The organism is Xanthomonas sp. F14, assembly GCF_014199865.1.
The window spans coordinates 462955-485341 of record NZ_JACHOM010000002.1 but is presented as its reverse complement, the minus strand read 5'-3'; the positions used below and the strand labels follow the sequence as shown (position 1 = coordinate 485341).

Below are 22387 nucleotides of genomic sequence, written 5' to 3'. Positions count from 1 at the left end.
GCTCAGCCTCCCACGCGCGGTGGCATCGGCGGCACGCGCACATGGCTCGCGTCGGGTTTGTTCAGCGCTTCCTTGGCCAGCTCGGCAATGCCGGCGATCGAGCCGATGACGCCGCTGGATTCCATCGGCATCAGCACGAACTTCTGGTTGGGCGCGGTGGCCAGCGCCTTGAACGCCTCCACATACTTCTGTGCGACGAAGTAATTGATCGCCTGCACGCTGCCGTTGGCAATCGCATCGGAGACCATCTGGGTGGCCTTGGCTTCGGCCTCGGCCAGACGCTCGCGCGCCTCGGCGTCACGGAACGCGGCTTCCTTGCGGCCTTCGGCTTCGAGCACGGCGGCCTGCTTCTCGCCTTCGGCGCGCAGGATTTCCGACTGGCGCGAGCCCTCGGCTTCGAGGATCTGCGCGCGCTTCTCGCGCTCGGCCTTCATCTGCCGCGCCATCGAGTCGATCAGGTCGCGCGGCGGCTGGATGTCGCGGATCTCGATGCGGGTGACCTTGATGCCCCAGGGATTGGTGGCCTGGTCGACCACGCTGAGCAGCTGCGCATTGATGGTCTCGCGCTGGCTCAGCGATTCGTCCAGATCCATCGAGCCGATCACGGTACGGATGTTGGTCTGCACCAGCGCGATCGAGGCGATCTCCAGGTTGGAGACCTCATAGGCGGCCTTGGCGGCATCGAGCACCTGGAAGAACACCACGCCATCCACGCGCACCACCGCGTTGTCCTTGGTGATGACGTCCTGGCTGGGGACGTCGAGCACCTGCTCCATCATGTTGATCTTGCGCCCCACGCCGTAGACCACCGGCACCAGAAAGTGCAGACCCGGACTCATGGTGTGGGTGTAGCGGCCGAAGCGCTCCACCGTCCACTGGAAGCCCTGCGGCACCATGCGCACGGTCTTGAACAACACGATGACGCCAGCGACCAGAACGGCGATGGCCAAGAAAGAAGTCGGAAACATGAGCAGCCCCTTGCGATGACGAGTCGATCCTTGGCTGGAGTATGCCCTAGCGCCACCTTTCCCCACTGCGCCCTACCTTCGGCAACGGCGGTCACGACCCTGCATGCGGCGCTGTGGCTGACCACCTCGGGCAGCGTGTCGGCGTTGCGCAGCACGCCGCAACGCGCAGGCGACCGCGCTTTGCAAAGCGCAGCCGTTGCTGCGAAGGCGCGCTCAGGCGCCGCGCGGCGAGAACATGATGATCGCCATGCCGAGCAGGCAGCAGGCCGCGCCTAGCAGATCCCAACGCGTCGGCGTCACCCCGTCCACCCACCACAGCCACAGCAGCGCACTGGCGATATAGACCCCGCCATAGGCGGCATACACGCGGCCGCTGGCATCGGGATGCAGGCTCAACAACCAGACGAAGACGGCCAGGCTCAGCGCCGTCGGCAGCAGCAACCAGATGCTGCCGCCCTTGCGCAGCCACAGATACGGCAGGTAGCAGCCGACCAGCTCGGCGACCGCGGTGGCCGCGAACAGCAACAGCGTGGTCGGTGCAGCAGTCATGCGCGGCCTTGCTTGTCGACGCCTTGCTTGCCAGCGTCGGCCTGCTGCAGCTCCGCAGTGTCGCGCGCCTGCTCACCAGCCGCGGGCGCGTCAGTGACAGGCGTTGCGGCAGCCTGACCCAGAGCGGGCGGATCACCGCCGCGTTCGCCGCGCTTGACCCGTTGCCACAGCGCCTCCTGCTGCTGCAACGGCAGCGCGGCCAGGGAGGTGCCGTCCGCCTGTGCCTGCGCCTCCATCGCACGAAAGCGGCGCTCGAACTTGAGATTGGCATGGCGCAGCGCCGCACCCACGTCGACCCTGGCGTGGCGCGCCAGGTTGGCGCAGACGAACAACACATCGCCGAGCTCGTCTTCCAGCCGCGCCTGGTTGTCGGCGACCGGGCCACGCGCGAACTCCACGCGCAGTTCCTCGATTTCTTCCTGCAGCTTTTCCAGCACCGGGGCCGGGCCGGGCCAATCGAAGCCGACCCGCGCCGCACGCGCCTGCAGCTTGGTGGAGCGCTGCCATTCCGGCAGGCCGCGTGCGATGCCGGCAAGTGCGGAGTCGTCCTGATGGCCGGCTGCGCGACGTTCGTCGCGCTTGATCTGCTCCCAGTTGGCGCTTACCGCCTGCGCATCGTCGGCACGTTGCTCGGCAAACACGTGCGGGTGGCGACGCACCAGCTTGTCGCTGAGCGTGGCGACCACGTCGGCGAATCCGAACGCGCCCTGCTCGGTGGCCATCTGCGCATGGAAGACCACCTGCAGGAGAAGGTCGCCCAGCTCGTCGCGCAGAGCCGGCAGGTCGTTGCGATCGATGGCGTCGGCAACTTCGTAGGCTTCTTCGATGGTGTACGGCGCGATGCTGGCGAAGGTCTGCTCCACATCCCACGGACAGCCGTGCTCACGATCGCGCAGGCGCGCCATCAGCTGCAGCAGGCGCTGGAGGTCGCCGGTCGGCGGGGACTGAGACATGGGGTGTTCCTTGCAGGTGTGGTGCAGTGGAGTGGCGTGCCCGGGCGATGCCGCAGGCACGTGCCGCGTCACCTGGCGGCAGACGATGCGCAGGGACCGCATTGGACGTGACTGCATCGGGATTGCGCGCAGCCGCAGGATCCAACCGGCGAGCGCGCAAGCGGCGGTCGGCCGTGCTCACACCAGCCAGCTGCGCCACGGCAGATTGGGATCGCCCAGCGCGATGAAATCGCCATTGAGCAAGGTGTCGCGGCGGTTGTAACGGAACGGTTTGCCGGTGCCGCCGGCCAGCAGCACACCGCCGGCGGCGTGCAGCACGCATTGGCCGGCTGCGGTGTCCCACTCGGAGGTGGGGCCGAAGCGCGGATACACGTCCAGGTCGCCTTCGGCGATGCGGCAGAACTTCAACGACGAGCCTTGCGCAACTACATCGATCTCGCCCATGCGCTCCAGCGCGGCGGCGGTGCGCGCGTCGCGATGCGAGCGACTGGCCGCGACCCGCAGCGGCGTGGCCGCCGGCGTGCGCGTGTGCAGCATCTCGTCGCGGTCGCCATCGCGGCGGTAGGCGTTCTCGCCCCGTGCGGCGTACCAGACCCGGCCATCGACCGGCGCCTGCACCACGCCGAGCACCGGTGCGCCCATATGGATCAGGGCGATGTTGACGCTGAACTCGCCGTTGCGCTTGACGAACTCGCGGGTACCGTCGAGCGGGTCGACCAGCCAGTAGCTGGTCCAGAACTGGCGGTCTTCCCAGGCCACGTGCGCGGATTCTTCCGACAGCACCGGCACGTCCGGAGTGACCCGGCGCAAGCCTTCGACTATGACACGGTTGGCGGCAAGGTCGGCCTGGGTCAGCGGGCTGGCGTCGTCCTTGATCTCCACCGCGAAATCCTGCGCATAGACATCCATGATCGCCGCCCCCGCCTCGCGGGCGATGGCGATCACGGTTTCGCGCAGTTCCATCGGGATGCGGATCATGGGTTGCGCTCCAGCCACTCGCGCGCAATGAACAAGGCGGCCAGCGAGCGGCCTTCGGAAAAATCTTCGCGCAGCATCAATTCGTCCAGACGGGCGATCGGCCAGGGCACCACCTCCATCTCTTCCGGCTCGTCGCCCACCAGGCGCTCGGGATAGAGGTCGCGTGCCAGCACCAACCAGGATTGGTGACTCATATAAGTAGGAGCGAGCGTCATCGCACGCAGCACCTGTACCTGGCGCGCGCCGTAACCGGCTTCTTCCTTGAGCTCGCGGTCGGCGGCCTGCTCCGGCGTTTCGCCGGCATCGATGCGGCCCTTGACCAGACCCAGCTCGTAGCGATGCACGCCGGCGGCGTACTCGCGCACCAGCAGCACGGTCTGCGCGTCGAGCATCGGCACCACCACCACCGCGCCGTGGCCCTGGCTGAGCTGGCGCTCGTAAAGGCGACGCTCGCCGTTGGAAAATTCCAGATCCAGCTGCTGGCGACGGAACGGCCCGTCACCCAGATCGGTGATCTTGTGGATGGTTGGCAGGCGCGGACTCATGCGTCGCACGCAGCGGCGGAGCCGACCGATAGAATAGGCGTATGCATCGACATGTTCATGAGCCCGAAATCCTAGCAGACCCGGCAGCCTCCCAAGCTGACGAACATTGGCGGCAACGCGATCTTGCCGTGCTGTGGCACCCCTGCACGCAGATGCGCGAGCACCCGCACACACTTCCGCTGGTGCCGATTGCGCGTGGCGATGGTGCGTGGCTGATCGGCCACGACGGTCGCCACTACCTGGACGCGGTCAGCAGTTGGTGGACCAACCTGTTCGGCCATAGCGAACCGCGCATCGGCGCGGCCATCGCGCGCCAGGCTGGCGAACTGGAGCAGGTGATGCTGGCCGGCTTCACTCATGCGCCCGCCGTGCAGCTGGCCGAGCGCCTGTTGGCGATCGCGCCGCGCCAGGCCGGCCGCGCGCCGTTGTCCAAGGTGTTCTATGCCGACAATGGCTCGGCCGGCGTGGAAGTGGCCTTGAAGATGGCCTTCCACTATTTCCATAACCGCGGCGAGCACCGCCGCACGCGTTTCGTCGCGCTGGAAAACGGCTACCACGGCGAGACCATCGGCGCGCTGTCGGTCGGCGACATCCCGCTGTATCGGCGCGTGTATGCGCCGTTGCTGCTGGAGTCGATCTTTGCGCCCTCGCCCGACGCCTACCTGGCCGAGCCCGGACAGAGCGCGGAAGACTACGCATTGCAGGCGGCCGATGCGCTGCAGGCGGTGTTCGAACAATCGCCCGACGAAATCTGCGCGCTGATCCTGGAGCCGCGCGTGCAATGCGCAGGCGGCATGCGCATGTATCACCCGGCCTATCTGCGCCGCGCACGCGAACTGTGCGACGCGCATGGCGCGTTCCTGATCGCCGACGAGATCGCCACCGGCTTCGGCCGCACCGGCAGCCTGTTCGCCTGCGAACAGGCCGGGATCATGCCCGACCTGTTGTGCCTGTCCAAGGGGCTGACCGGCGGATTCCTGCCGCTGTCGGCGGTGCTGGCCACCCAGCAGTTGTACGACGCGTTCCTGGACGACTCGCGCGAACGTGCGTTCCTGCATTCGCATAGCTACACCGGCAATCCGCTGGCATGCGCCGCCGCGCTGGCAACCCTGCAGATCTTTGCAGACGACGATGTGATTGCGCGCAACCAGCGCACCTCCGCGCACATGACCACGCTGGCTGCGCAGATCGGCGAACACCCCGCGGTGGCCGACGTGCGCCAGGCCGGCATGATCGTGGCGTTCGAACTCACGCAGGGCGGCGACAAGCGCACGCCGTTTCCGTCTGCGGCGCGGGTGGGCCTGAAGGCCTATCGCGCCGCACTCGACAAGGGCGTGGTGCTGCGCCCGCTCGGCGACGTGCTGTACTGGATGCCGCCGTACTGCGTGGACGACGCGCAACTTGCGCTGCTGGCTGCGACCACCCGCCACGCCATCGAGGAGGCCGTTGCATGCGCCTGACCCGCTCCCATGTCGCACTGCCGCTGCACTGCGACCAGGAGGTGACGCTGCCGGAAGAGTCGGCCAATCACCTGCTGCGTGTGCTGCGACTGCGCGAGGGCGATGCCTGCGTGCTGTTCAACGGCGACGGCAGCGACTACCACGCGCGCATCACCCTGGCCGGCAAACGCGAGGCGCGCGCACTGGTGGAACGTGCCGAGCCGCTGCGCAACGAGTCGCCGTTGTCGATCACCCTGATCCAGGGCATTGCGCGCGGCGAGAAGATGGATCTGATCCTGCAGAAGGCCACCGAGCTGGGGGTGACGGCGGTCGTGCCGGTCAACGCCGAGCGCACCGAGGTCAAGCTGGATGCGGCGCGCATGGAAAAACGCCTGGCGCATTGGCGTAGCGTGGTGGTGTCGGCCTGCGAGCAGTCCGGGCGTGCGCGCATTCCCACGGTCGCTGCGCCGCACGGCCTGCAGGATGCGGCGCAGGCCAGCGACCCGCAGGCGTTACGGCTGACACTGGACCCGCACGGCGCGCATCGTCTGGGTAGCCTGGCGCTGGGTGCGCAACCGCATGTGATCGTGGCGATCGGCCCGGAAGGCGGCTGGTCGCCGCGCGATCGCACCACCCTCGCCGATACGGGTTTCAGCGGCCTGCAACTGGGGCCACGCATTCTGCGTACCGAAACTGCGGGCCTGGCGGCAATTGCGGCGCTGCAGTCGCGGTTCGGTGACCTATAGCGCCACGCCATCGTAGGAGCGCACCTGGGCGCGACCGGGCGTTATCGAGAATGCCTCGTCGCGCCCGGGTGCGCTCCTACGGGGATGTGGAGTTGATCGGCGTTGCGTCGTCCGCTGCATGTTGACTGCCCGGTCCACTGCGTCCCGGCCCGACAGCCCGGCTGGCTCGTAGGAGCGCACCTGGGCGCGACCTGGCGTTATCAGGAATGCCTCGTCGCGCCCGGGTGCGCTCCTACGGGGGATGTGGAGTTGCCCGACGTTGCGTCGTCCGCTGCATGTCGATGGCTCCGTCCACTGCGTCCCGGCCCTAAACCCGCGCCGGCTCGTAGGAGCGCACCTGGGCGCGACCGGGCGTTATCGGGAATGCCTCGTCGCGCCCGGATGCGCTCCTACGGGATGTGGAGTTGATCGGTTTGGTGCAGCCAGACTGCTGCACCTGGCGATGCGCGGGCGCTCAGCGGCCGTGCTGCAGGAACCAGCTGGCCGCGCCGATCACACCGAGCTGGCCGTGCTCGACGATGCTGACCGGCACCTGCTCCAGCGCCGGACGCAATGCGCCCTTGTCGAGCAGACGTGCGACGAAATCGCTTGCGGCCACGAATGCGGCGATCTGCGGCAGGAATCCACCCGCCAGATAGACACCGCTGCGCACGCCATAGAGCAGCATCATGTCGCCGACCACGCTCCCCATGAAGCCGCAGAACGCCTGTAGCGCATCGCGCGCCAGCACGTCCTCGCCAGCCAGTGCGGCGGCAGTGACATCGGCCGGGCTGGCATGCAGCGCCGGCACGCCACGCAGCGCGGCCAGTGCGGTGTAGAGATTCAACAGGCCCGGGCCGGAGAGCAGGTGCTCGGTGGCCACATGCGTGCGGGTGCGGCGTAGCTCCTGCAGCAAGGCGACTTCCAGATCGCTGGCGGCAGCAAGCGCGGCGTGGCCGGCCTCGGTCGGCAACACCACCGGGGTGGCGCCGTTTGGAATCCACAACGCCGCGCCCAGGCCGGTGCCCGGGCCCAGGATCAGCGCCGGACCCGGCGCACCCTGCGGCGGGCCGGACAACTGCAGGACCTGATTGCCGACCATGTAATTGGCCGCATGCGCCACCGCTTCGAAATCGTTGACCAGATGCAATGCCTGCATGCCGAGCTGGCGGCGGATCTGCTCGGGCGCCAGCACCCACGGCAAGTTGGCGGTGATCACGCTGCCGTCTTCCAGCGCATACCCGGCACTGGCGATGACACCACGCTGCACCGGCGCGCAGCCCAGCTCCGCAAAGAACGCGGCCATGATCTCGGCCAGGCCCGGGTAGTCGGCACACCGGTACTTGCGGTAGTCCAGCACCGTGACCGGTTGGCGTGGATCGGGGCTTTCGCACACCAGCGCCAGACGCACATGCGTCCCCCCCACGTCTGCGGCAACGAAGGTGTCGGGGCGCGGAAAGGCCACCGCTTCCATTGGACTGCTTGCGCTCACGCATTCTCCTGATAAGTGGCCGCGGGCTGGCGTCATGCCCATTGTCCGACGAACGGTAACGGGATAGACAACGTTGTCAGTAATCGCCCTGTAACGCAACCGTGGCGATCACGATTTAAACAGGATGCCGCCAATTTCATCATTCACTCAAATTCCACGTTTGCGACAGCGATTTCAGCACAAAACGGCACCCGCCATTTGCACAAGCGCCATTCCCCATAGAAACAGCTGATCAAAACCGTGAGCCGCCGACGGCGCATTGCGCAACGGTATCGGCGCAGTGCATGGCATCGCGGAGAAATGCTGCATTGCAGCGCAATCGCAGCCGCTTCAGAGATCTGTGACGATGTGTTGACAACGCTGTCAACGCTACGCGAGACTCGATCCAAATCGGGGTTCTGGCAGGAGGGGCCATGGACTGTTCGGTACTCAGGAACGGGCTACTCCCTCGCCGGTGCATTCCAGATTCGTGAGCGGGACATCACCCGATGTTCGACTCGCTGAAGTCGCATTCGCTCTACCGCTTCACCACACGGGGGACACCTCCTCTACCACGCGAATCACCCGGGCCCGCCTCTAGCGACGCGTGCCAGTGCGATCACCGCGATCGGTCAGGGCGTGTTGTTTTGCCGGCCACGCCGAGCGCGTGACGCCTTCCAGAGGCGGCGCGCTCACAGCACTAACCAACGAGGTTTAGCCATGCACAGCCGCACCACGACGTTAGCACTCTGTATTACCGCCGCTCTGTACTGCTCCGGCTCTGCAATGGCTGCCGGACAAGAACAACAGGCTCCTGCCGCCACGCCGTCGGCGACCACCGAGCTGGATACCATCACCGTCACCGGTTATCGCGCATCGCTGGAGAAGAGCCAGTCAGTCAAGCGCTCGGCCAACTCGATCGTCGATGCGATCAGCGCCGAAGACATCGGCAAGTTCCCGGACATCAATGCCGCCGAATCGCTGTCGCACCTGCCGGGCATCAGCGTCGACCGCCAGTTCGGCGAAGGCGAAAAGGTCAGCATCAACGGCACCGACCCGGCCTTGAACCGCGTGCTGCTCAACGGCCAGACCATCGCCTCGGGCGATTGGGGCGGCAACCCGACCGACACCAGCGGCCGTACCTTCAACTACACCCTGCTGTCGCCGGAAATCATCGGTCTGATGGAGGTGTACAAGACCCCGGAAGCGCGCATCGACGAAGGCTCGATCGGCGGTACCGTGATCGTGCACACCCGCAAGCCGCTGGACCTGCCCAAGAACACCATCCGCGGCTCGGTCGGCTACAACTACAACGACCGTTCGGAAGAAGGCAATCCGCGCGGCTCGGCGCTGTGGAGCTGGAAGAACGACGACGAAACCTTCGGTGCGTTGATCTCCGCCACGCATGACAAGCAGGACCTGGCACGCGCCGGTATCGAATACTTCGGCTACACCACCGGCGCCAACATTCCCGCCAGCGCCACCATCACCGGCGACGGCAGCGATGTCGCCACCGCCCGTGTACCGGCCGGCATCAACAGCGCATTCTTCCAGCAGACCCGCGAACGCAGCGGCGTGCAGGGCGCGTTGCAGTGGAAGCCGAACGAGCAGAACGAATTCAACCTGACCGGCCTGTACATCAAGGGCAAGTACAACAACTTCAGCGAATCGCGTTACGTCTGCCCGGCGTGCAACAACGACCTGCAGAAGGTCACCAGCGCCAATGTGCAGAACGGCGTGGTCACCTCGGCGACCTTCGGCGATGGCGCCGCGGGGCAGCCGTACGCTCAGCTGGACGCGAACTACCGCGAGAGCACCGTCACCACCAAGAGCCTGAACCTGCGTCACGACTGGTCGGGCGAGAAGTGGGTGTTTACCACCCAGGTCGGCGACACCAAGGCCACCGGCGGCAAGAACCCCGAGTACCTGATGAAGTTCCTGATGACCGACGGCGGCTACAACTACGCCTTCGATGGTCAGAACACCGCGGTGAACTACGACAACGGCGGCGCTTCGAACTGGACGCTGCCCGGTTCGCCGGCCGGCCTGCCCGCCGGTTCGCAGGACTCCAGCGCGATGCAGGCCGGCGGCATCTTCTATCAGAAGAGCACCGACGAAGAGAAATACTTCCAGTGGGATGCGGCCCGCGATCTGGAGCTGGGCCCGTTCACCAAACTGCTGTTCGGCTACAAGTACATCAACCACAACAACGGCGTGGACGCACGCGGCAATCGCATCAATACCACCGATGCGATCTCGCTGACCCAGTTCAACCCGGGCACCACCCCGAGCGGTCTGTACGACGGCCTGGGCGCAAGTGGCGACCTGACCACCTGGCCGACCGCCAGCCTGAACTCGATCCGCAACTATCTGCTGTCGCAGCCGCAGGGTGCGTACCGTCCCGATTACGGTTCCTCGTTCGAGGTGAAGGAGATCACGCAGAACTTCTACACCCAGTTGAATTACGAGACCGGCAAGTGGCGTGGTAACGTCGGCGTGCGCTTGGTCGACACCACCGACAAGTCGCTGTACTGGCAGACCGCCGATGGCGGCACCAACTACTCGCGCGTGGCCGAGACCAACGACTACCGCAAGGCGCTGCCGAGCTTCAACATCGCCTACGACATCACCGACGACGCCGTGCTGCGTTTCTCGGCTGCCAAGGTGATCGCACGTCCACGCTATGGCGATCTGGCCGGCACGTTCAGCATCAACAGTGCGAACGGCAACCTGACCGCCGGTGGCGGCAACCCGGACCTGAAGCCGTACGAGTCCACCAACTACGACCTTGCTGCGGAGTGGTATTTCGCGCCGTCCAGCATGCTGTCCGGTGAAGTGTTCTATCGCGACATCAGCTCCTACATCGTCAACACCACCAGCCAGCAGCAGCTGACCGATCCGATCAGCGGCAACTCCGGCATCTACACGGTGACCTCGCCGATCAACGTCTCCGACGCCAAGGTCAAGGGCGTGTCGGTGAACTACCAGCAGTCGCTGGGTCTGGGCTTCGGTGTGCAGGCCAACTACACCTTTGCCGAATCCGATTCGAGCTCGGGCCTGAACCTGCCGTACCTGTCGCGCGATACCTACAACATCATCCCGTACTGGGAGCATGGCGACTGGATGGTGCGTGTGAACTACAGCTTCCGTTCCAAGTACTTCACCCAGATCGGCCGCCTGGCCTCGCAGGACTTCGCAGACAGCTACAAGCAGCTGGATCTGACCGCCTCGTATCAGATCACCGATTACATGGGCATCACCTTCGGCGCGACCAATCTGCTGGATTCCACCTACCGGCTGTTCAGCAACACCCGCTCGACCCCCACGGCGTTCTACAAGAACGGCCGCGGTTATCAGGCCCAGCTGAACTTCAAGTTCTGATGTAGCACCGGCGCGCCACCGACCCTCCACGGTGGCGCGCTTTTTTTTGAGCGGTGTGTTGCATGCAGTGCACCGCTCGATGTTGTACCAAGGAGTGGTACTGGCCACGCCCCTTCGCGGTTGAGGGAGCATGGCCAGGCCCGCTTTTGCCATCCACGTGCCGGCTGCGCTGCAACCGACACGTCTCGCTTGAAGGAGTGCAGTTCCCATGACGACCGATAGCCGCCCAGCGGCTCCATCCCGCCGCCACGCCGGAGCTGCACCCAGAACGCGAATGCTCGCGCTCGGTCTGCTGCTCGCGTTGCCTGCTGCCACGCTCAGCGCGCAATCGCCCACCGCGGCTACCGCCACCACACTCAGCCCGGAACAGATCGACCAGCAGTGGCTCAGCGCCACCGCCAAGTACGCACCCGAACGCGAGCGCCTGGTGCGCGAAGCCGAAGCCGGCGCACGCAAGGGTCCGTTCCGCCCCGACTGGGCTGCACTCAAGGCCTATCAATCGCCGGCGTGGTACGACAACGCCAAGTTCGGCATCTTCATCCATTGGGGCGTGTTCTCGGTGCCGGCGTTCGGCAGCGAGTGGTATTCGCGCAACATGTACCTGGAGGGCTCCAAGGAATTCGCCCATCACGTGGCGACCTATGGCCCGCAGGCGCGCTCCGGCTACAAGGATCTGATTCCCAAGTTCACCGCGCCCAAGTTCGATCCGAATGGCTGGGCCAAGCTGTTCCGGCAATCCGGCGCGCGCTATGTGGTGCCGGTAGCCGAGCACCATGACGGCTTTGCGCTGTACGACTCCCGGTTGTCGGACTGGACTGCGGTCAAGATGGGCCCCAAACGCGATCTGCTGGGCGAGTTGTCCAAGTCGATCCGCGCGCAGGGATTGCACTTTGGGCTGTCCTCGCACCGCGCCGAGCACAACTGGTTCTTCGATGGCGGGCGCAAGTTCGATTCGGACGTCAACGACCCGCGCTATGCCGCGCTGTACGGCCCGGCGCAGGTGCGCCTGCCTGGCAAGGACGATGCCGATGTGGCCAACGACTGGACGCCGGTGTCGCAGGCCTGGCTGGACGACTGGCTGGCGCGTACCACCGAGCTGATCGACACCTATCAGCCGGACCTGATCTATTTCGACTGGTGGATTGCCCACCCCACGTTCCGCAGCAGCCTGCCGACCATGCTGGCCTACTACTACAACCAGGGCGCGGCGCGCACCGAAGCCGATCGCGGCGTGGTGGTGAACTACAAGCTGGGCGCGTTTCCGGAAGGGGCCGGCACGCTGGACATCGAGCGCGGCCAGCTCACCGGCATCCATCCCACCCATTGGCAGACCGACACTTCGGTGAGCAATGCGTCGTGGGGCTATATCGAAAACGACACCTACAAGTCGCCGACCTTCATCATCCACATGCTGGCCGATGTGGTGGCCAAGAACGGCAACCTGATGCTCAACATCGGCCCGCGTGCCGATGGCTCGATCCCGGATACCGAGCGCGGCATCCTGCTGGCGATCGGCAAGTGGCTCAAGACCAACGGCGGCGCGATCTACGACAGCAAGCCGTGGCGCGTGTATGGCGAAGGCCCGACCGAGGTGGTCGGCGGCACCTTCCAGGACGTCAAGACCAAGCCCTACACCGCCGAGGATTTCCGCTTCACCACGCGCGATGGCGCGCTGTATGCGATCGAACTCGGCTGGCCGGCCGGCGGCAAGGCGGTGATCCGCTCGCTCACACCGGCCGACGGCGTGCGCGGCGTGACGCTGCTGGCCAACGGCAAGAAGGTGCCGTTCGAGCAGCAGGCCGATGGCCTGCATCTGCGCCTGCCGGCCAAGCCGGTCGGCGAACACGCCTACGTGCTGCGCATCGATCTTTCTTCTTCCTCCACTCCCTGACGGATGCTGTTTTCATGAGCAAGCGATTGACCTGGATCCTGCTGGCGCTGGCGCTGCTGTGCGCGCCGGCCCTGGCCAAAACCCCCACGGCGTTGTTCTATCTGATGAACACGCAGAAATCGACCAACTCGTTCCTGGCCAATGTCGACAAGATCGACGTGGTGGTGCCGACCTGGTACGGCGTCGACCAGAACGGCCTGGTCAACGGCACGCCCAACATGTACCTGTACGACATCGCCAAGCAGAAGAACCTGCGGGTGATGCCGATCCTGTCGATGACCACCGGGCGCGACGGCTTCCACAAGCTGATGCACGACGAAGCCGCCAAGAAGCGCATGATCGAATCGCTGCTGATCCACGGCAAGCAGCACAAGTACTACGGCTTCCAGTTCGATTTCGAGAACATCGCCTGGACCGACCGCGACGCCTACACGCTGATGGTCAAGCAGACCGCCGATGCGCTGCACAAGGCCGGCTTCAAGATGTCGGTGGCGGTGGTGCCCAATGCCCCGGGCCATGCCGAAGGCGGCCAGTTCTCCAAGTGGATGTGGGAATACTGGCGCGGCGCGTACGACCTCAAGGCGCTGGGCCAGGCCGTGGATCTGGTCAGCATCATGACCTACGACCAGCACACCCGCTGGACCACGCCGGGCCCGGTCGACGGCATGGTGTGGATGAAGAAGCACCTGGATTACGCCATCACCCAGGTGCCGAAGGACAAGCTCTCGCTCGGCATCGCCACCTACGGCTACCGCTGGTACACCGGCAATCCGGTCAAGGAAGACGGCACCGAGGCGTCGAACATCTCCGCCACCTATATCGATGCCGACGAATCGTTCCCGCTGGCGATCGAGCAGAACGCCACCGTGCAATGGGATCCGGTCGAGCAGGAATCGTGGTTCTACTTCTACCGCGACGACATGCGCGAGTGGGTGTTCCGCCCGGATGCGCGCAGCTTCAAGGCACGCTACGACCTGGTGAAGCAGTACGGCCTGGAAGGTTTCAGCTGCTGGGTGCTGGGCGCCGAAGACCCGAAGGTGTGGGACGAGTTGCCGACCGCGCAGCGCTGACCGCGTCATCGCACTGCTGCACGACAGGACGGGCGCGGTCGGTGTTCGCATCGGAATGCATCCACTGCAAGCCGATGCGTGCACTGCCCGCGCCCGTTCTGCACCACGCCATGCGGAGCGCGGGCGCTGCGCGACACCACACACCGCGCACCCCGACGAAGCGTGCGCCAGTCCCTGCGCCATCCGGCACGGCTTTGCTACTGTGCGTGGCTGCCGTATCTCCCCCGCCATACCGGGATGTGATTGCATGATGTCGAACTCCGCACCGAGCCTGCGCTCACCGTTATCCGGGCCGCCGTCGCCGCGCAGCCTGTCGTCGCGCCTGCTGTCATCGCACCGACGTTCCTCGCGCCTGCTTGCGATGGCGCTTGCGGCAATGGTGCTGGCGGGCTGCGGCCAACGCGATGCAGCGACCGCACCTGCAGCCAACCCCGGCAACACCGCAACACTGCCTGCGACCAACGCACCGCTGCCCCTGATTCCCGCCCCGGCCGAAGCCAGGCGCGGCACCGGCAGTTTCCGCGTCGGCACCGGCACGGTGATCTCCATCCCCACCGGCAATGCCGAGGTGCGCCGCAGCGCCGAGTCGCTGGCCAGCCTGTTGCAACGCACCCGCGGCCTGACCCTGGAAGTGCGCACCGAAACCAGCGCCTCGCCGCACAGCATCCGCCTGGAGCGCACAGCGCAGGCGCCGGTGGCACACAAGGAAGGCTATAGCCTGGATGTGGACGGCAACGGCATCCGCATCACCGCGCGCGATGGTGCCGGCCTGTTCTATGGCGCGATCAGCGCCTGGCAATTGATGACGCCGGATGCGGGCAAGGGCGATGTCACCGTACCGGCGGTGGCGATCCGCGACTGGCCGCGCTTTGGCTGGCGTGGCCAGCATCTGGATGTGGCCCGCCACTTCCACGACGTGGACACCGTCAAGCATGTGCTGGACGCGATGGCCGCGCACAAGCTCAATGTGCTGCATTGGCATCTCACCGATGACCAGGGCTGGCGCATCGAAATCAAGCGTTACCCCAAACTCACCGAGGTCGGTGCCTGGCGCACTCCGCCCGGCGCCGGCCAGCATGGCACGCCCGAGCGCTATGGCGGTTTCTATACGCAGCAGCAGATCAGCGAGATCGTCGCCTATGCGGCGCGCCTGCACATCACCGTGCTGCCCGAGCTGGACATGCCCGGGCATGCGCAGGCCGCAGTGGCCGCGTATCCGGAAGAAGTCGGCGTGCCCGGCCAGCGTACGCAGGTGGGCGTGGACTGGGGCGTCAACCCGTACCTGTTCAACACCAGCGAACGCAGCCTGAGCTTCATCACTAACGTGCTGGACGAGGTGCTGACCTTGTTCCCGTCGGCGTATATCCATATCGGTGGCGACGAGGCGGTCAAGGATCAGTGGGAAGCCTCGCCCGCGGTGCGCGCGCAGATGCGCAAGCTGGGCGTCAAGGATGCGCACGCGATGCAAGGCTGGTTCAACGAACAGCTTGCGGCCTACCTCACCCAGCACGGCCGGCGCATGATCGGCTGGGACGAAATTCTCGAAGGCGGCGTGCCGGCCAGTGCCTCGGTGATGTCGTGGCGCGGCACCGACGGTGCGGTGACCGCCGCCAGGCAGGGCCACGATGTGGTGCTGGCGCCAGGCGACTGGCTGTACCTGGACAACCTGCAGACCACCCGCAGCGACGAACCCAACGGCCGCCTGACCGTACTGCCGTTGTCCAAGGTCTACGCCTTCGACCCGGTGCCCGACACACTGACCGCCGAGCAGTCCAAGCATGTACTCGGCGCGCAAGGCGCGTTGTGGTCCGAATACATTCCCTCGCGCTGGCATGTGGATCACGCGCTGTTCCCGCGTCTGTCCGCCATCGCCGAAGTGACCTGGTCGCCGGTGGCTGCCCGCAACTGGAAGGATTTCCTGGCGCGCCTGCCGGCGCAGCTGCAGCGCTACAAAGCGCTGGGCATCGACTACAGCGACGGCGCCTTCGCCGCCGATATCGCACTGGAAAGCGGCCCCAACCCGGTGCTGGCCGGTGGCCCGGCCAAGGTGGCACTCGGCACCCAGGCCGGTGCGGGCACGCTGCACTACACCGTCGACGGCAGCGATCCCACGCCGGCATCGCCACGCTATGCGGCGCCGTTTACGATCCAGCTGCCGACCACGGTCAAGGCCACCGCCTTCGATGCCGGCGGCACCGCGCTGGCGGCCACGCGCAGCCGTACTTTCGATCGTGCCGGGTTGTTGCGCGCCGATACCCAGGGCCTGCGCGATTGCGTGGACACCGGTGCGCTCGGCCTGCGCCTGCCGTTGTTGCCGGAGCTGACCGGCGCCGACACGCCGGTCTACAACGTCGACCTGTTCCATGCTTGCCGGCTGTATCCGCAGGCGCGCCTGGATGGCGTCGGCGCGATCCGGATCGAGGCCGCACGCCTGCCGAACAATTTCGGCCTGGCCCACGAACAATCCAAGGTGGTGCAGTACCCCGCCAAGACGCGCCGCGGCGAGCTGGAAGTGCGCCTGGGCTGCGAGGGCGAGCTGATCGCCAGCGTGCAATTGCCCAACAGCGCCACGCTGGGCGAACAATTCACGCTGGAAACCGCACTGCCTGCACGCACCGGCATCCACGATCTATGCCTGCGCTTCACCGCGCCGATTCGCGGCCCGCTGTACGCCATCGGCGCCGTCCAGTTGATTGAAACCACCGCGCAGGCGCCCCCCGCCGCCACGCGCTGATCCATCCAAGGAGAGTCATCCATGCCCCTGTCCCGTCATCGTTGCGTTCCCGCCCCCGCCCGCCTCGGGCTTGCCCTGGCCGTTGCCATCTCGCAGGCCTGGGCCGCGCCGCCCACCGCGACGCCCCTGGACAGCGGCTGGCAGGTGCGGCTGGTGCCGGGCCAGGAACAGGCCAGGACCTATCCGAAAGCGGCGGCGTGGTTGCCGGCGCAGGTGCCGGGCGCGGTGCAGACCGATCTGATCGCCGCCAAGATCGTGCCGGACCCGTTCTATCGCGACAACGAAGGCAAGATCCAGTGGGCGGGCCTGAGCGACTGGCAATACCAGACCCGCTTCAACGTGGATGCGGCCACGCTCAAGCGCGAGCATGTCGAGCTGGTGTTCGACGGCCTGGATACGTTTGCCGAGGTCACCCTCAACGGCAAGCCGCTGCTCAGCGCCGACAACATGTTCCGGCAGTGGCGCGTGGATGCCAAACCCCTGCTCAAGCGCGGCGACAACGTGCTCGAGGTCAAGCTGTTCTCGCCGATCAAGAAGATCCAGCCGTGGCTGGCCAAGCAGCCGTACGCGCTGCCGGGCGCCTACGATTCCGCCTTTGGCGACGAACCCGAATCGCGCCACAGCTCCACCTACGTGCGCAAGGCGCCGTACAACTTCGGCTGGGACTGGGGCCCGCGCATGGTCAATGCCGGCATCTGGAAGGACGTGCGCGTGGAAGCCTGGGATGCGGTGCGCGTGGACGGGCTGCATATCGCCCAGCAACGCGTGGATGCCGACAGCGCGCAATTGCAGGCGCAGCTGGAACTGCAGGCCGGCCGCAGCGGCCCGGTGCTGGTGACGCTGGACGTGCTGGGACCGGATGGGCAGAAAGTCGGGCAATTCACCCAGCAGGCGGTGGTCGACCCGGGGCAGAACCGCATCGATGTGCCGGTGCGCATCGCCAAGCCCAAGCGCTGGTTCCCGGCCGGCTACGGCGCGCAGGACCGCTACACCTTCGTGGCCAGCGTGCGTGATGCCGATGGCGACAGCCAGCAGATCAAGCGGGTGACCGGCCTGCGCTCGGTGGAGCTGCGGCGTGAGAAAGATAAGTACGGCAAGAGCATGGAGATCGTGATCAACGGCATCCCGATCTTCGCCAAGGGGGCCAACCTGATTCCGCTGGATGCGTTCCCCGCACGTGTGAGCCCCGAGCGCATGCGCAGCACCTTGCAGGATGCGCGCGATGCCAACATGAACATGCTGCGCATGTGGGGCGGCGGGCACTATCAGGACGACCGCTTCTACGAGGTGGCCGACGAGCTGGGCATCATGATCTGGCAGGACTTCATGTTCGGCGGCGCGGTGCCGCCGTACGACGTGGAATTCCGCGAGAACACCCGGCAGGAGGCGATCGAACAGGTCAAGCGCCTGCGCGACCATCCCAGCATCGTGCTGTGGTGCGGCAACAACGAAGTGCAGACCGGCTGGGAAAACTGGGGCGACCGGGTCAAGTTCAAGCAGTCAGTGGACCCGGAAGAACGCAGCCGCATCGAGCGCGGCATGACCACCTTGTTCGGCACCGTGTTCCGCGAAGTGGTGGCCACCTACGACAGCGACGTGCCGTACTGGTCCACCTCGCCGGGCACCAACTTCGACGGCGCCGCCGACCAGGCCAACGATGGCGACATGCATTACTGGAAGGTCTGGGGCGGCCCCGCGCTGCCGGTGACCGAATACCTCAACGTCACCCCGCGCTTCATGTCCGAATACGGCCTGCAGTCGTTCCCGGACATGCGCACCGTGCGTGCCTTCGCCGAACCCGGCGACATGGATCCGGAATCGCCGGTGATGCGCGTGCATCAGAAGTTCGACAAGGGCAACGGCAACAAGCGGCTGATGCTGTACATCCGGCGCGAATTCGGCGAGCCCAAGGATTTCGAGAGCTTCGTCTACCTGAGCCAGCTGATGCAGGCCGAAGGCATCAACCTGGCCGCCTCGCATCTGCGCGCCTCGCGCCCGCAATCGATGGGCTCGTTGTACTGGCAGCTCAACGATGTGTGGCCGGGTGCGTCGTGGTCCAGCGTGGACTACTACGGCCGCTGGAAGGCGCTGCACTACCACGCCCGCCGCTTCTACGCGCCGGAGCTGATCGCCGCATTGCGTAACGACAAGGGCCAGACCGAGGTGTCGCTGGTCTCCGACCGCACCACCCCGCTGGCCGCGCGTTGGCGCATGCGGGTAATGAGCATGGACGGCAAGCTGCTGAGCAAGCGCGAGGAAAAGGCCACCGTCAAACCGCTCAGCAGCCTGCAGGTGGGCAACTTCAGCGACAAGCAGTTGCTGGGCAGCGCCGACCCCAAGCGCAGCTACGCGGTGTTCGAGTTGTTCGACGGCGACAAGCTGCTGTCGCGCGAGGTGGTGTTCTTCGCGCCGGCCAAGCAGCTGGCGTTGCCGGCCGCCAATATCGACAGCCAATGGCGCGCCGATGGCGATGGCTACGCGCTGACGCTGTCCAGCAACACGCTGGCACGCGAGGTTTGGCTATCGTTCGGCGACGTGGATGCCACGCTGTCGGACAACGCGTTCGACCTGTTGCCGGGCGAGCCATTGACCGTGCATGTGAGCAGCAAGGCGGCGCTGGCGCAGTTGCAGTCCACGCTGCAGGTGCGCGATCTGGCGAGCACCCTGGCCGGTGCACCGCCGGAGCCGGCCGAGACGAAGTAAGCCGCGCCGGGAACAGGCGTCAGGCGATGGCGCAGCGCTCGTCTCAGGGCGCTGCGCCATCCGCCAAGCCGGCGCGTGGCGCAGTGACTGCAGTCCCGGGCGCAGGTCGCATCCGATTCGGCGTCCGATCAGTAACTACCACTGCGCCAAGTGTCACCAACCGCTGCCCGCGGTGTCGTTGCGGGCAATCCAAGAACAACGCGTGACGGCCAGTCGCCGCCCCGCAGGAGTGAGCAGATGTCGTTGTCCGTGTTTCCATGCCGCCTGGCGGTCGCGCTGAGTCTGGGCCTGTACCTGCCGCTGGTCGGCGCGCCGGCGTTGGCCGCAACACAACCCGATGCGACGCCGGAGCAACGCGCCGCCGCGCTGGTCGCGCAGATGAGCCGCGAGGAGAAAGTCGCGCAGGCGATGAACGATGCGCCGGCGATTCCGCGCCTGCGCATCCCCGCCTACGAATGGTGGAGCGAAGGCCTGCACGGCATCGCACGCAATGGCTACGCCACGGTGTTTCCGCAGTCGATCGGTCTTGCGGCCAGCTGGAATACTGCGTTGATGCAGCAGGTGGGCACGGTGGTGTCGACCGAAGCGCGCGCCAAGTTCAATCAGGCCGGCGCCCCGGGCAAGGATCACAAGCGCTACGCGGGCCTGACCATCTGGTCGCCCAACATCAATATCTTCCGCGACCCGCGCTGGGGCCGTGGCATGGAAACCTACGGCGAGGATCCCTTCCTCACCGGGCAATTGGCGGTGGGCTTCATTCGAGGGCTGCAGGGCGACGATCTGGATCACCCGCGCACCATCGCCACGCCCAAGCACATCGCGGTGCACAGCGGCCCGGAGCCTGGCCGGCACAGCTTCGATGTGGACGTGTCGCCGCGCGACGTGGAAGCGACCTATACGCCCGCCTTCCGCGCCGCCCTGATCGACGGCCAGGCCGGCTCGGTGATGTGCGCCTACAACTCGCTGCACGGCACGCCGGCCTGCGCGGCCGACTGGTTGCTAAACGGCCGCGTGCGTGGCGACTGGGGCTTCAAGGGCTTTGTGGTGTCCGACTGCGATGCGGTGGACGACATGACCCAGTTCCATTATTTCCGCCCGGACAATGCAGGCTCGTCGGCTGCAGCGCTCAAGGCCGGGCACGATCTCAATTGCGGGCATGCCTATCGCGAACTCGGCACGGCAATCGAACGTGGCGAAGTGGACGAAGCCCTGCTCGACCAATCGCTGGTGCGCCTGTTCGCCGCGCGCTATCGCCTGGGCGAACTGGAAGCGCCGCGCAAGGATCCGTATGCAAAGCTCGGTGCCAAGGATATCGATAACGCCGCCAACCGTGCGCTGGCGCTGAAGGCCGCTGCCGAATCGATCGTATTGCTCAAGAACGAGGCCGGCACACTACCGTTGAAGGCCGGCACGCGGCTGGCAGTGATCGGGCCGAATGCCGATGCGCTGGCAGCGTTGGAAGCCAACTACCAGGGCACCTCGTCCACGCCGGTCACCCCGCTGCTTGGGTTGCGCGAGCGCTTCGGCGCGCAGCAGGTCAGCTATGCGCAAGGTGCGCCGCTGGCCGCGGGCGTACCCGGCATGATTCCGGAAACCGCGCTGCGCAGCGACGGCAAGCCGGGCTTGCGTGGCGAATATTTCGATAATGTCGAGCTGGACGGTGCGCCGCGCACGGTGCGGCAGGACCGCACGGTGAGTTTCAACTGGGATCAGGTCGCCCCCGCAAAGGGCGTGCCGGCCGATCGCTACGCGGTGCGCTGGAGCGGCGAACTGCTGCCGCCGAGCGCGGGCGACTACACGCTGGCGGTGCGGGTGGCGCGCTGCTTCGACTGCGCCGGCCACGACCCGGTGCGGCTGTACATCGACGACAAGCTGGTGGTCGCCGGCAATGCCGAAGACAAGCACGTGCCGGCGGGCATGCACAACGCCGACGGCCGCAGCGTGGAAACCGTGCTGCACTTCGGCGACACCCGCCCGCGCAAGATCCGCCTGGAAATGGAACACCGCGGCCAGGACCAGGGCGTGCGCCTGGAGTGGCTGGCACCGGCGGCCGCGCAACTGGCCGAGGCCGAGCAGGCGGTGGCGCAGGCCGATGCGGTGGTGGCCTTCGTCGGCCTGTCGCCGGATGTGGAAGGCGAGGAACTGCGCATCGATGTGCCCGGCTTCGACGGCGGCGACCGCAACGACATCGCCCTGCCCGCCCCGCAGCAGGCGCTGCTGGAACGGGCCAAGGCCTCCGGCAAGCCGCTGGTGGTGGTGCTGATGAGCGGCAGCGCGGTGGCCCTGAACTGGGCCAAGACGCATGCCGATGCGATCGTGGCAGCGTGGTATCCGGGCCAGTCCGGCGGCACAGCGATCGCGCGCATGCTGGCCGGCGACGACAATCCCGGCGGGCGCCTGCCGGTCACGTTCTATCGCTCCACCAAGGACCTGCCGCCCTACGTCAGCTACGACATGAAGGGCCGCACCTACCGCTACTTCAAGGGCGAGCCGCTGTTTCCGTTCGGCTACGGCCTGAGCTACACCAGCTTTGCCTACGGCGCGCCGCAGCTGTCCACTGCAACCCTGCAAGCCGGCAGTCCGTTGCAGGTGACCACCACCGTGCGCAATACCGGCACGCGTGCCGGCGACGAAGTGGCGCAGGTGTATCTGCAGTATCCGGATCGCCCGCAGTCTCCGTTGCGCAGCCTGGTCGGCTTTCAGCGTGTGCATCTGAAGCCCGGCGAGCAGCGCACGCTGCGCTTCACCCTGGATGCGCGCGCGCTGAGCGATGTGGATCGCACCGGGCAGCGTGCGGTGGAAGCCGGCGACTACACGCTGTTTGTCGGCGGTGGCCAGCCCGGCACCGGCGCGGCTGGCGAGGCCGCAGCGTTCTCGATCTCGGGGCGTTCGCCGTTGCCGAAATAAGTGCGGCATCTGCGCAACATGCAACAGGCGTCGGCTGTCATGGCCGGCGCTCGGCGGCAGCCACCTGGACGCC

Annotated in this window: 14 protein-coding genes; 8 read left to right on the top strand and 6 right to left on the bottom strand. The window is 66.3% G+C overall.

The genetic code is table 11. The features are described from left to right. Window positions 1-2: 2 nt before the first annotated feature. The 5 genes from GGR73_RS10485 to nudE all read right to left on the bottom strand — a co-directional run bounded on the left by GGR73_RS10485 (window position 3) and on the right by nudE (window position 3993). The gene (locus tag GGR73_RS10485; RefSeq protein WP_024939263.1) at window positions 3-968 is read right to left on the bottom strand and encodes an SPFH domain-containing protein; all 966 of its coding nucleotides are present in this window, start codon (window positions 966-968) and stop codon (window positions 3-5) included. A 213-nt stretch (window positions 969-1181) separates the two neighbouring features. Next, window positions 1182-1517 carry a YnfA family protein gene (locus tag GGR73_RS10480; protein ID WP_024939264.1) on the bottom strand — a complete coding sequence of 112 codons (336 nt, stop codon included), beginning with the start codon at window positions 1515-1517 and terminating at the stop codon, window positions 1182-1184. Further along, complete coding sequence (gene mazG / locus GGR73_RS10475; RefSeq protein ID WP_184456818.1) at window positions 1514-2470, bottom strand: nucleoside triphosphate pyrophosphohydrolase; 957 nt, start codon at window positions 2468-2470, stop codon at window positions 1514-1516. The genes GGR73_RS10480 and mazG overlap by 4 nt, the downstream gene beginning before the upstream one ends. A 177-nt stretch (window positions 2471-2647) precedes the next feature. Then, complete coding sequence (gene cysQ / locus GGR73_RS10470) at window positions 2648-3448, bottom strand: 3'(2'),5'-bisphosphate nucleotidase CysQ (RefSeq protein WP_016905000.1); 801 nt, start codon at window positions 3446-3448, stop codon at window positions 2648-2650. Next, the gene (gene nudE / locus GGR73_RS10465; protein ID WP_016905001.1) at window positions 3445-3993 is read right to left on the bottom strand and encodes an ADP compounds hydrolase NudE; all 549 of its coding nucleotides are present in this window, start codon (window positions 3991-3993) and stop codon (window positions 3445-3447) included. The genes cysQ and nudE overlap by 4 nt, the downstream gene beginning before the upstream one ends. A gap of 41 nt (window positions 3994-4034) precedes the next feature. Here nudE and bioA point away from each other — a divergent pair, with 41 nt between their 5' ends. Next, a complete protein-coding gene (gene bioA, locus GGR73_RS10460; protein ID WP_184456816.1) occupies window positions 4035-5453 on the top strand; it encodes an adenosylmethionine--8-amino-7-oxononanoate transaminase in 1419 nt (472 codons plus the stop codon). After that, window positions 5444-6178, top strand: coding sequence for a 16S rRNA (uracil(1498)-N(3))-methyltransferase (locus GGR73_RS10455; protein WP_184456814.1), 735 nt, complete (start codon window positions 5444-5446; stop codon window positions 6176-6178). The genes bioA and GGR73_RS10455 overlap by 10 nt, the downstream gene beginning before the upstream one ends. Before the next feature lie 454 nt (window positions 6179-6632). Here the strand turns inward: GGR73_RS10455 and GGR73_RS10450 are convergent, their stop codons facing one another. Further along, complete coding sequence (locus GGR73_RS10450) at window positions 6633-7631, bottom strand: glucokinase family protein (RefSeq protein WP_184456977.1); 999 nt, start codon at window positions 7629-7631, stop codon at window positions 6633-6635. A 717-nt stretch (window positions 7632-8348) separates the two neighbouring features. Here GGR73_RS10450 and GGR73_RS10445 point away from each other — a divergent pair. From GGR73_RS10445 to GGR73_RS10420, 6 genes are all read left to right on the top strand, one after another. Further along, window positions 8349-11009, top strand: coding sequence for a TonB-dependent receptor (locus tag GGR73_RS10445; protein WP_184456812.1), 2661 nt, complete (start codon window positions 8349-8351; stop codon window positions 11007-11009). Between the two features lie 208 nt (window positions 11010-11217). Further along, a complete protein-coding gene (locus GGR73_RS10440; protein ID WP_184456810.1) occupies window positions 11218-12900 on the top strand; it encodes an alpha-L-fucosidase in 1683 nt (560 codons plus the stop codon). Window positions 12901-12914: 14 nt separating this feature from the next. Then, the gene (locus tag GGR73_RS10435; protein ID WP_039519620.1) at window positions 12915-13970 is read left to right on the top strand and encodes a glycosyl hydrolase family 18 protein; all 1056 of its coding nucleotides are present in this window, start codon (window positions 12915-12917) and stop codon (window positions 13968-13970) included. Between the two features lie 310 nt (window positions 13971-14280). Then, window positions 14281-16704, top strand: coding sequence for a family 20 glycosylhydrolase (locus tag GGR73_RS10430; RefSeq protein WP_184456975.1), 2424 nt, complete (start codon window positions 14281-14283; stop codon window positions 16702-16704). A gap of 21 nt (window positions 16705-16725) precedes the next feature. Further along, entirely contained in the window at window positions 16726-19407 is a 2682-nt protein-coding gene (locus GGR73_RS10425; RefSeq protein ID WP_184456808.1) for a glycoside hydrolase family 2 protein, read from the top strand. A 237-nt stretch (window positions 19408-19644) separates the two neighbouring features. Then, on the top strand, window positions 19645-22314 hold the full coding sequence (locus GGR73_RS10420) for a glycoside hydrolase family 3 C-terminal domain-containing protein (RefSeq protein WP_184456806.1): 2670 nt from the start codon (window positions 19645-19647) through the stop codon (window positions 22312-22314). The last annotated feature ends 73 nt before the right edge of the window (window positions 22315-22387 follow it).

Coding starts and splice junctions, on each gene's coding strand:
- GGR73_RS10455 (WP_184456814.1), top strand. CDS start 5,444: ATGCGCCTGACCCGCTCCCATGTCGCACTGCCGCTGCACTGCGACCAG.
- GGR73_RS10420 (WP_184456806.1), top strand. CDS start 19,645: ATGTCGTTGTCCGTGTTTCCATGCCGCCTGGCGGTCGCGCTGAGTCTG.
- GGR73_RS10480 (WP_024939264.1), bottom strand. CDS start 1,517: ATGACTGCTGCACCGACCACGCTGTTGCTGTTCGCGGCCACCGCGGTC.
- GGR73_RS10435 (WP_039519620.1), top strand. CDS start 12,915: ATGAGCAAGCGATTGACCTGGATCCTGCTGGCGCTGGCGCTGCTGTGC.
- GGR73_RS10425 (WP_184456808.1), top strand. CDS start 16,726: ATGCCCCTGTCCCGTCATCGTTGCGTTCCCGCCCCCGCCCGCCTCGGG.
- bioA (WP_184456816.1), top strand. CDS start 4,035: ATGCATCGACATGTTCATGAGCCCGAAATCCTAGCAGACCCGGCAGCC.
- GGR73_RS10440 (WP_184456810.1), top strand. CDS start 11,218: ATGACGACCGATAGCCGCCCAGCGGCTCCATCCCGCCGCCACGCCGGA.
- nudE (WP_016905001.1), bottom strand. CDS start 3,993: ATGAGTCCGCGCCTGCCAACCATCCACAAGATCACCGATCTGGGTGAC.
- GGR73_RS10485 (WP_024939263.1), bottom strand. CDS start 968: ATGTTTCCGACTTCTTTCTTGGCCATCGCCGTTCTGGTCGCTGGCGTC.
- GGR73_RS10450 (WP_184456977.1), bottom strand. CDS start 7,631: ATGGAAGCGGTGGCCTTTCCGCGCCCCGACACCTTCGTTGCCGCAGAC.
- GGR73_RS10445 (WP_184456812.1), top strand. CDS start 8,349: ATGCACAGCCGCACCACGACGTTAGCACTCTGTATTACCGCCGCTCTG.
- cysQ (WP_016905000.1), bottom strand. CDS start 3,448: ATGATCCGCATCCCGATGGAACTGCGCGAAACCGTGATCGCCATCGCC.
- mazG (WP_184456818.1), bottom strand. CDS start 2,470: ATGTCTCAGTCCCCGCCGACCGGCGACCTCCAGCGCCTGCTGCAGCTG.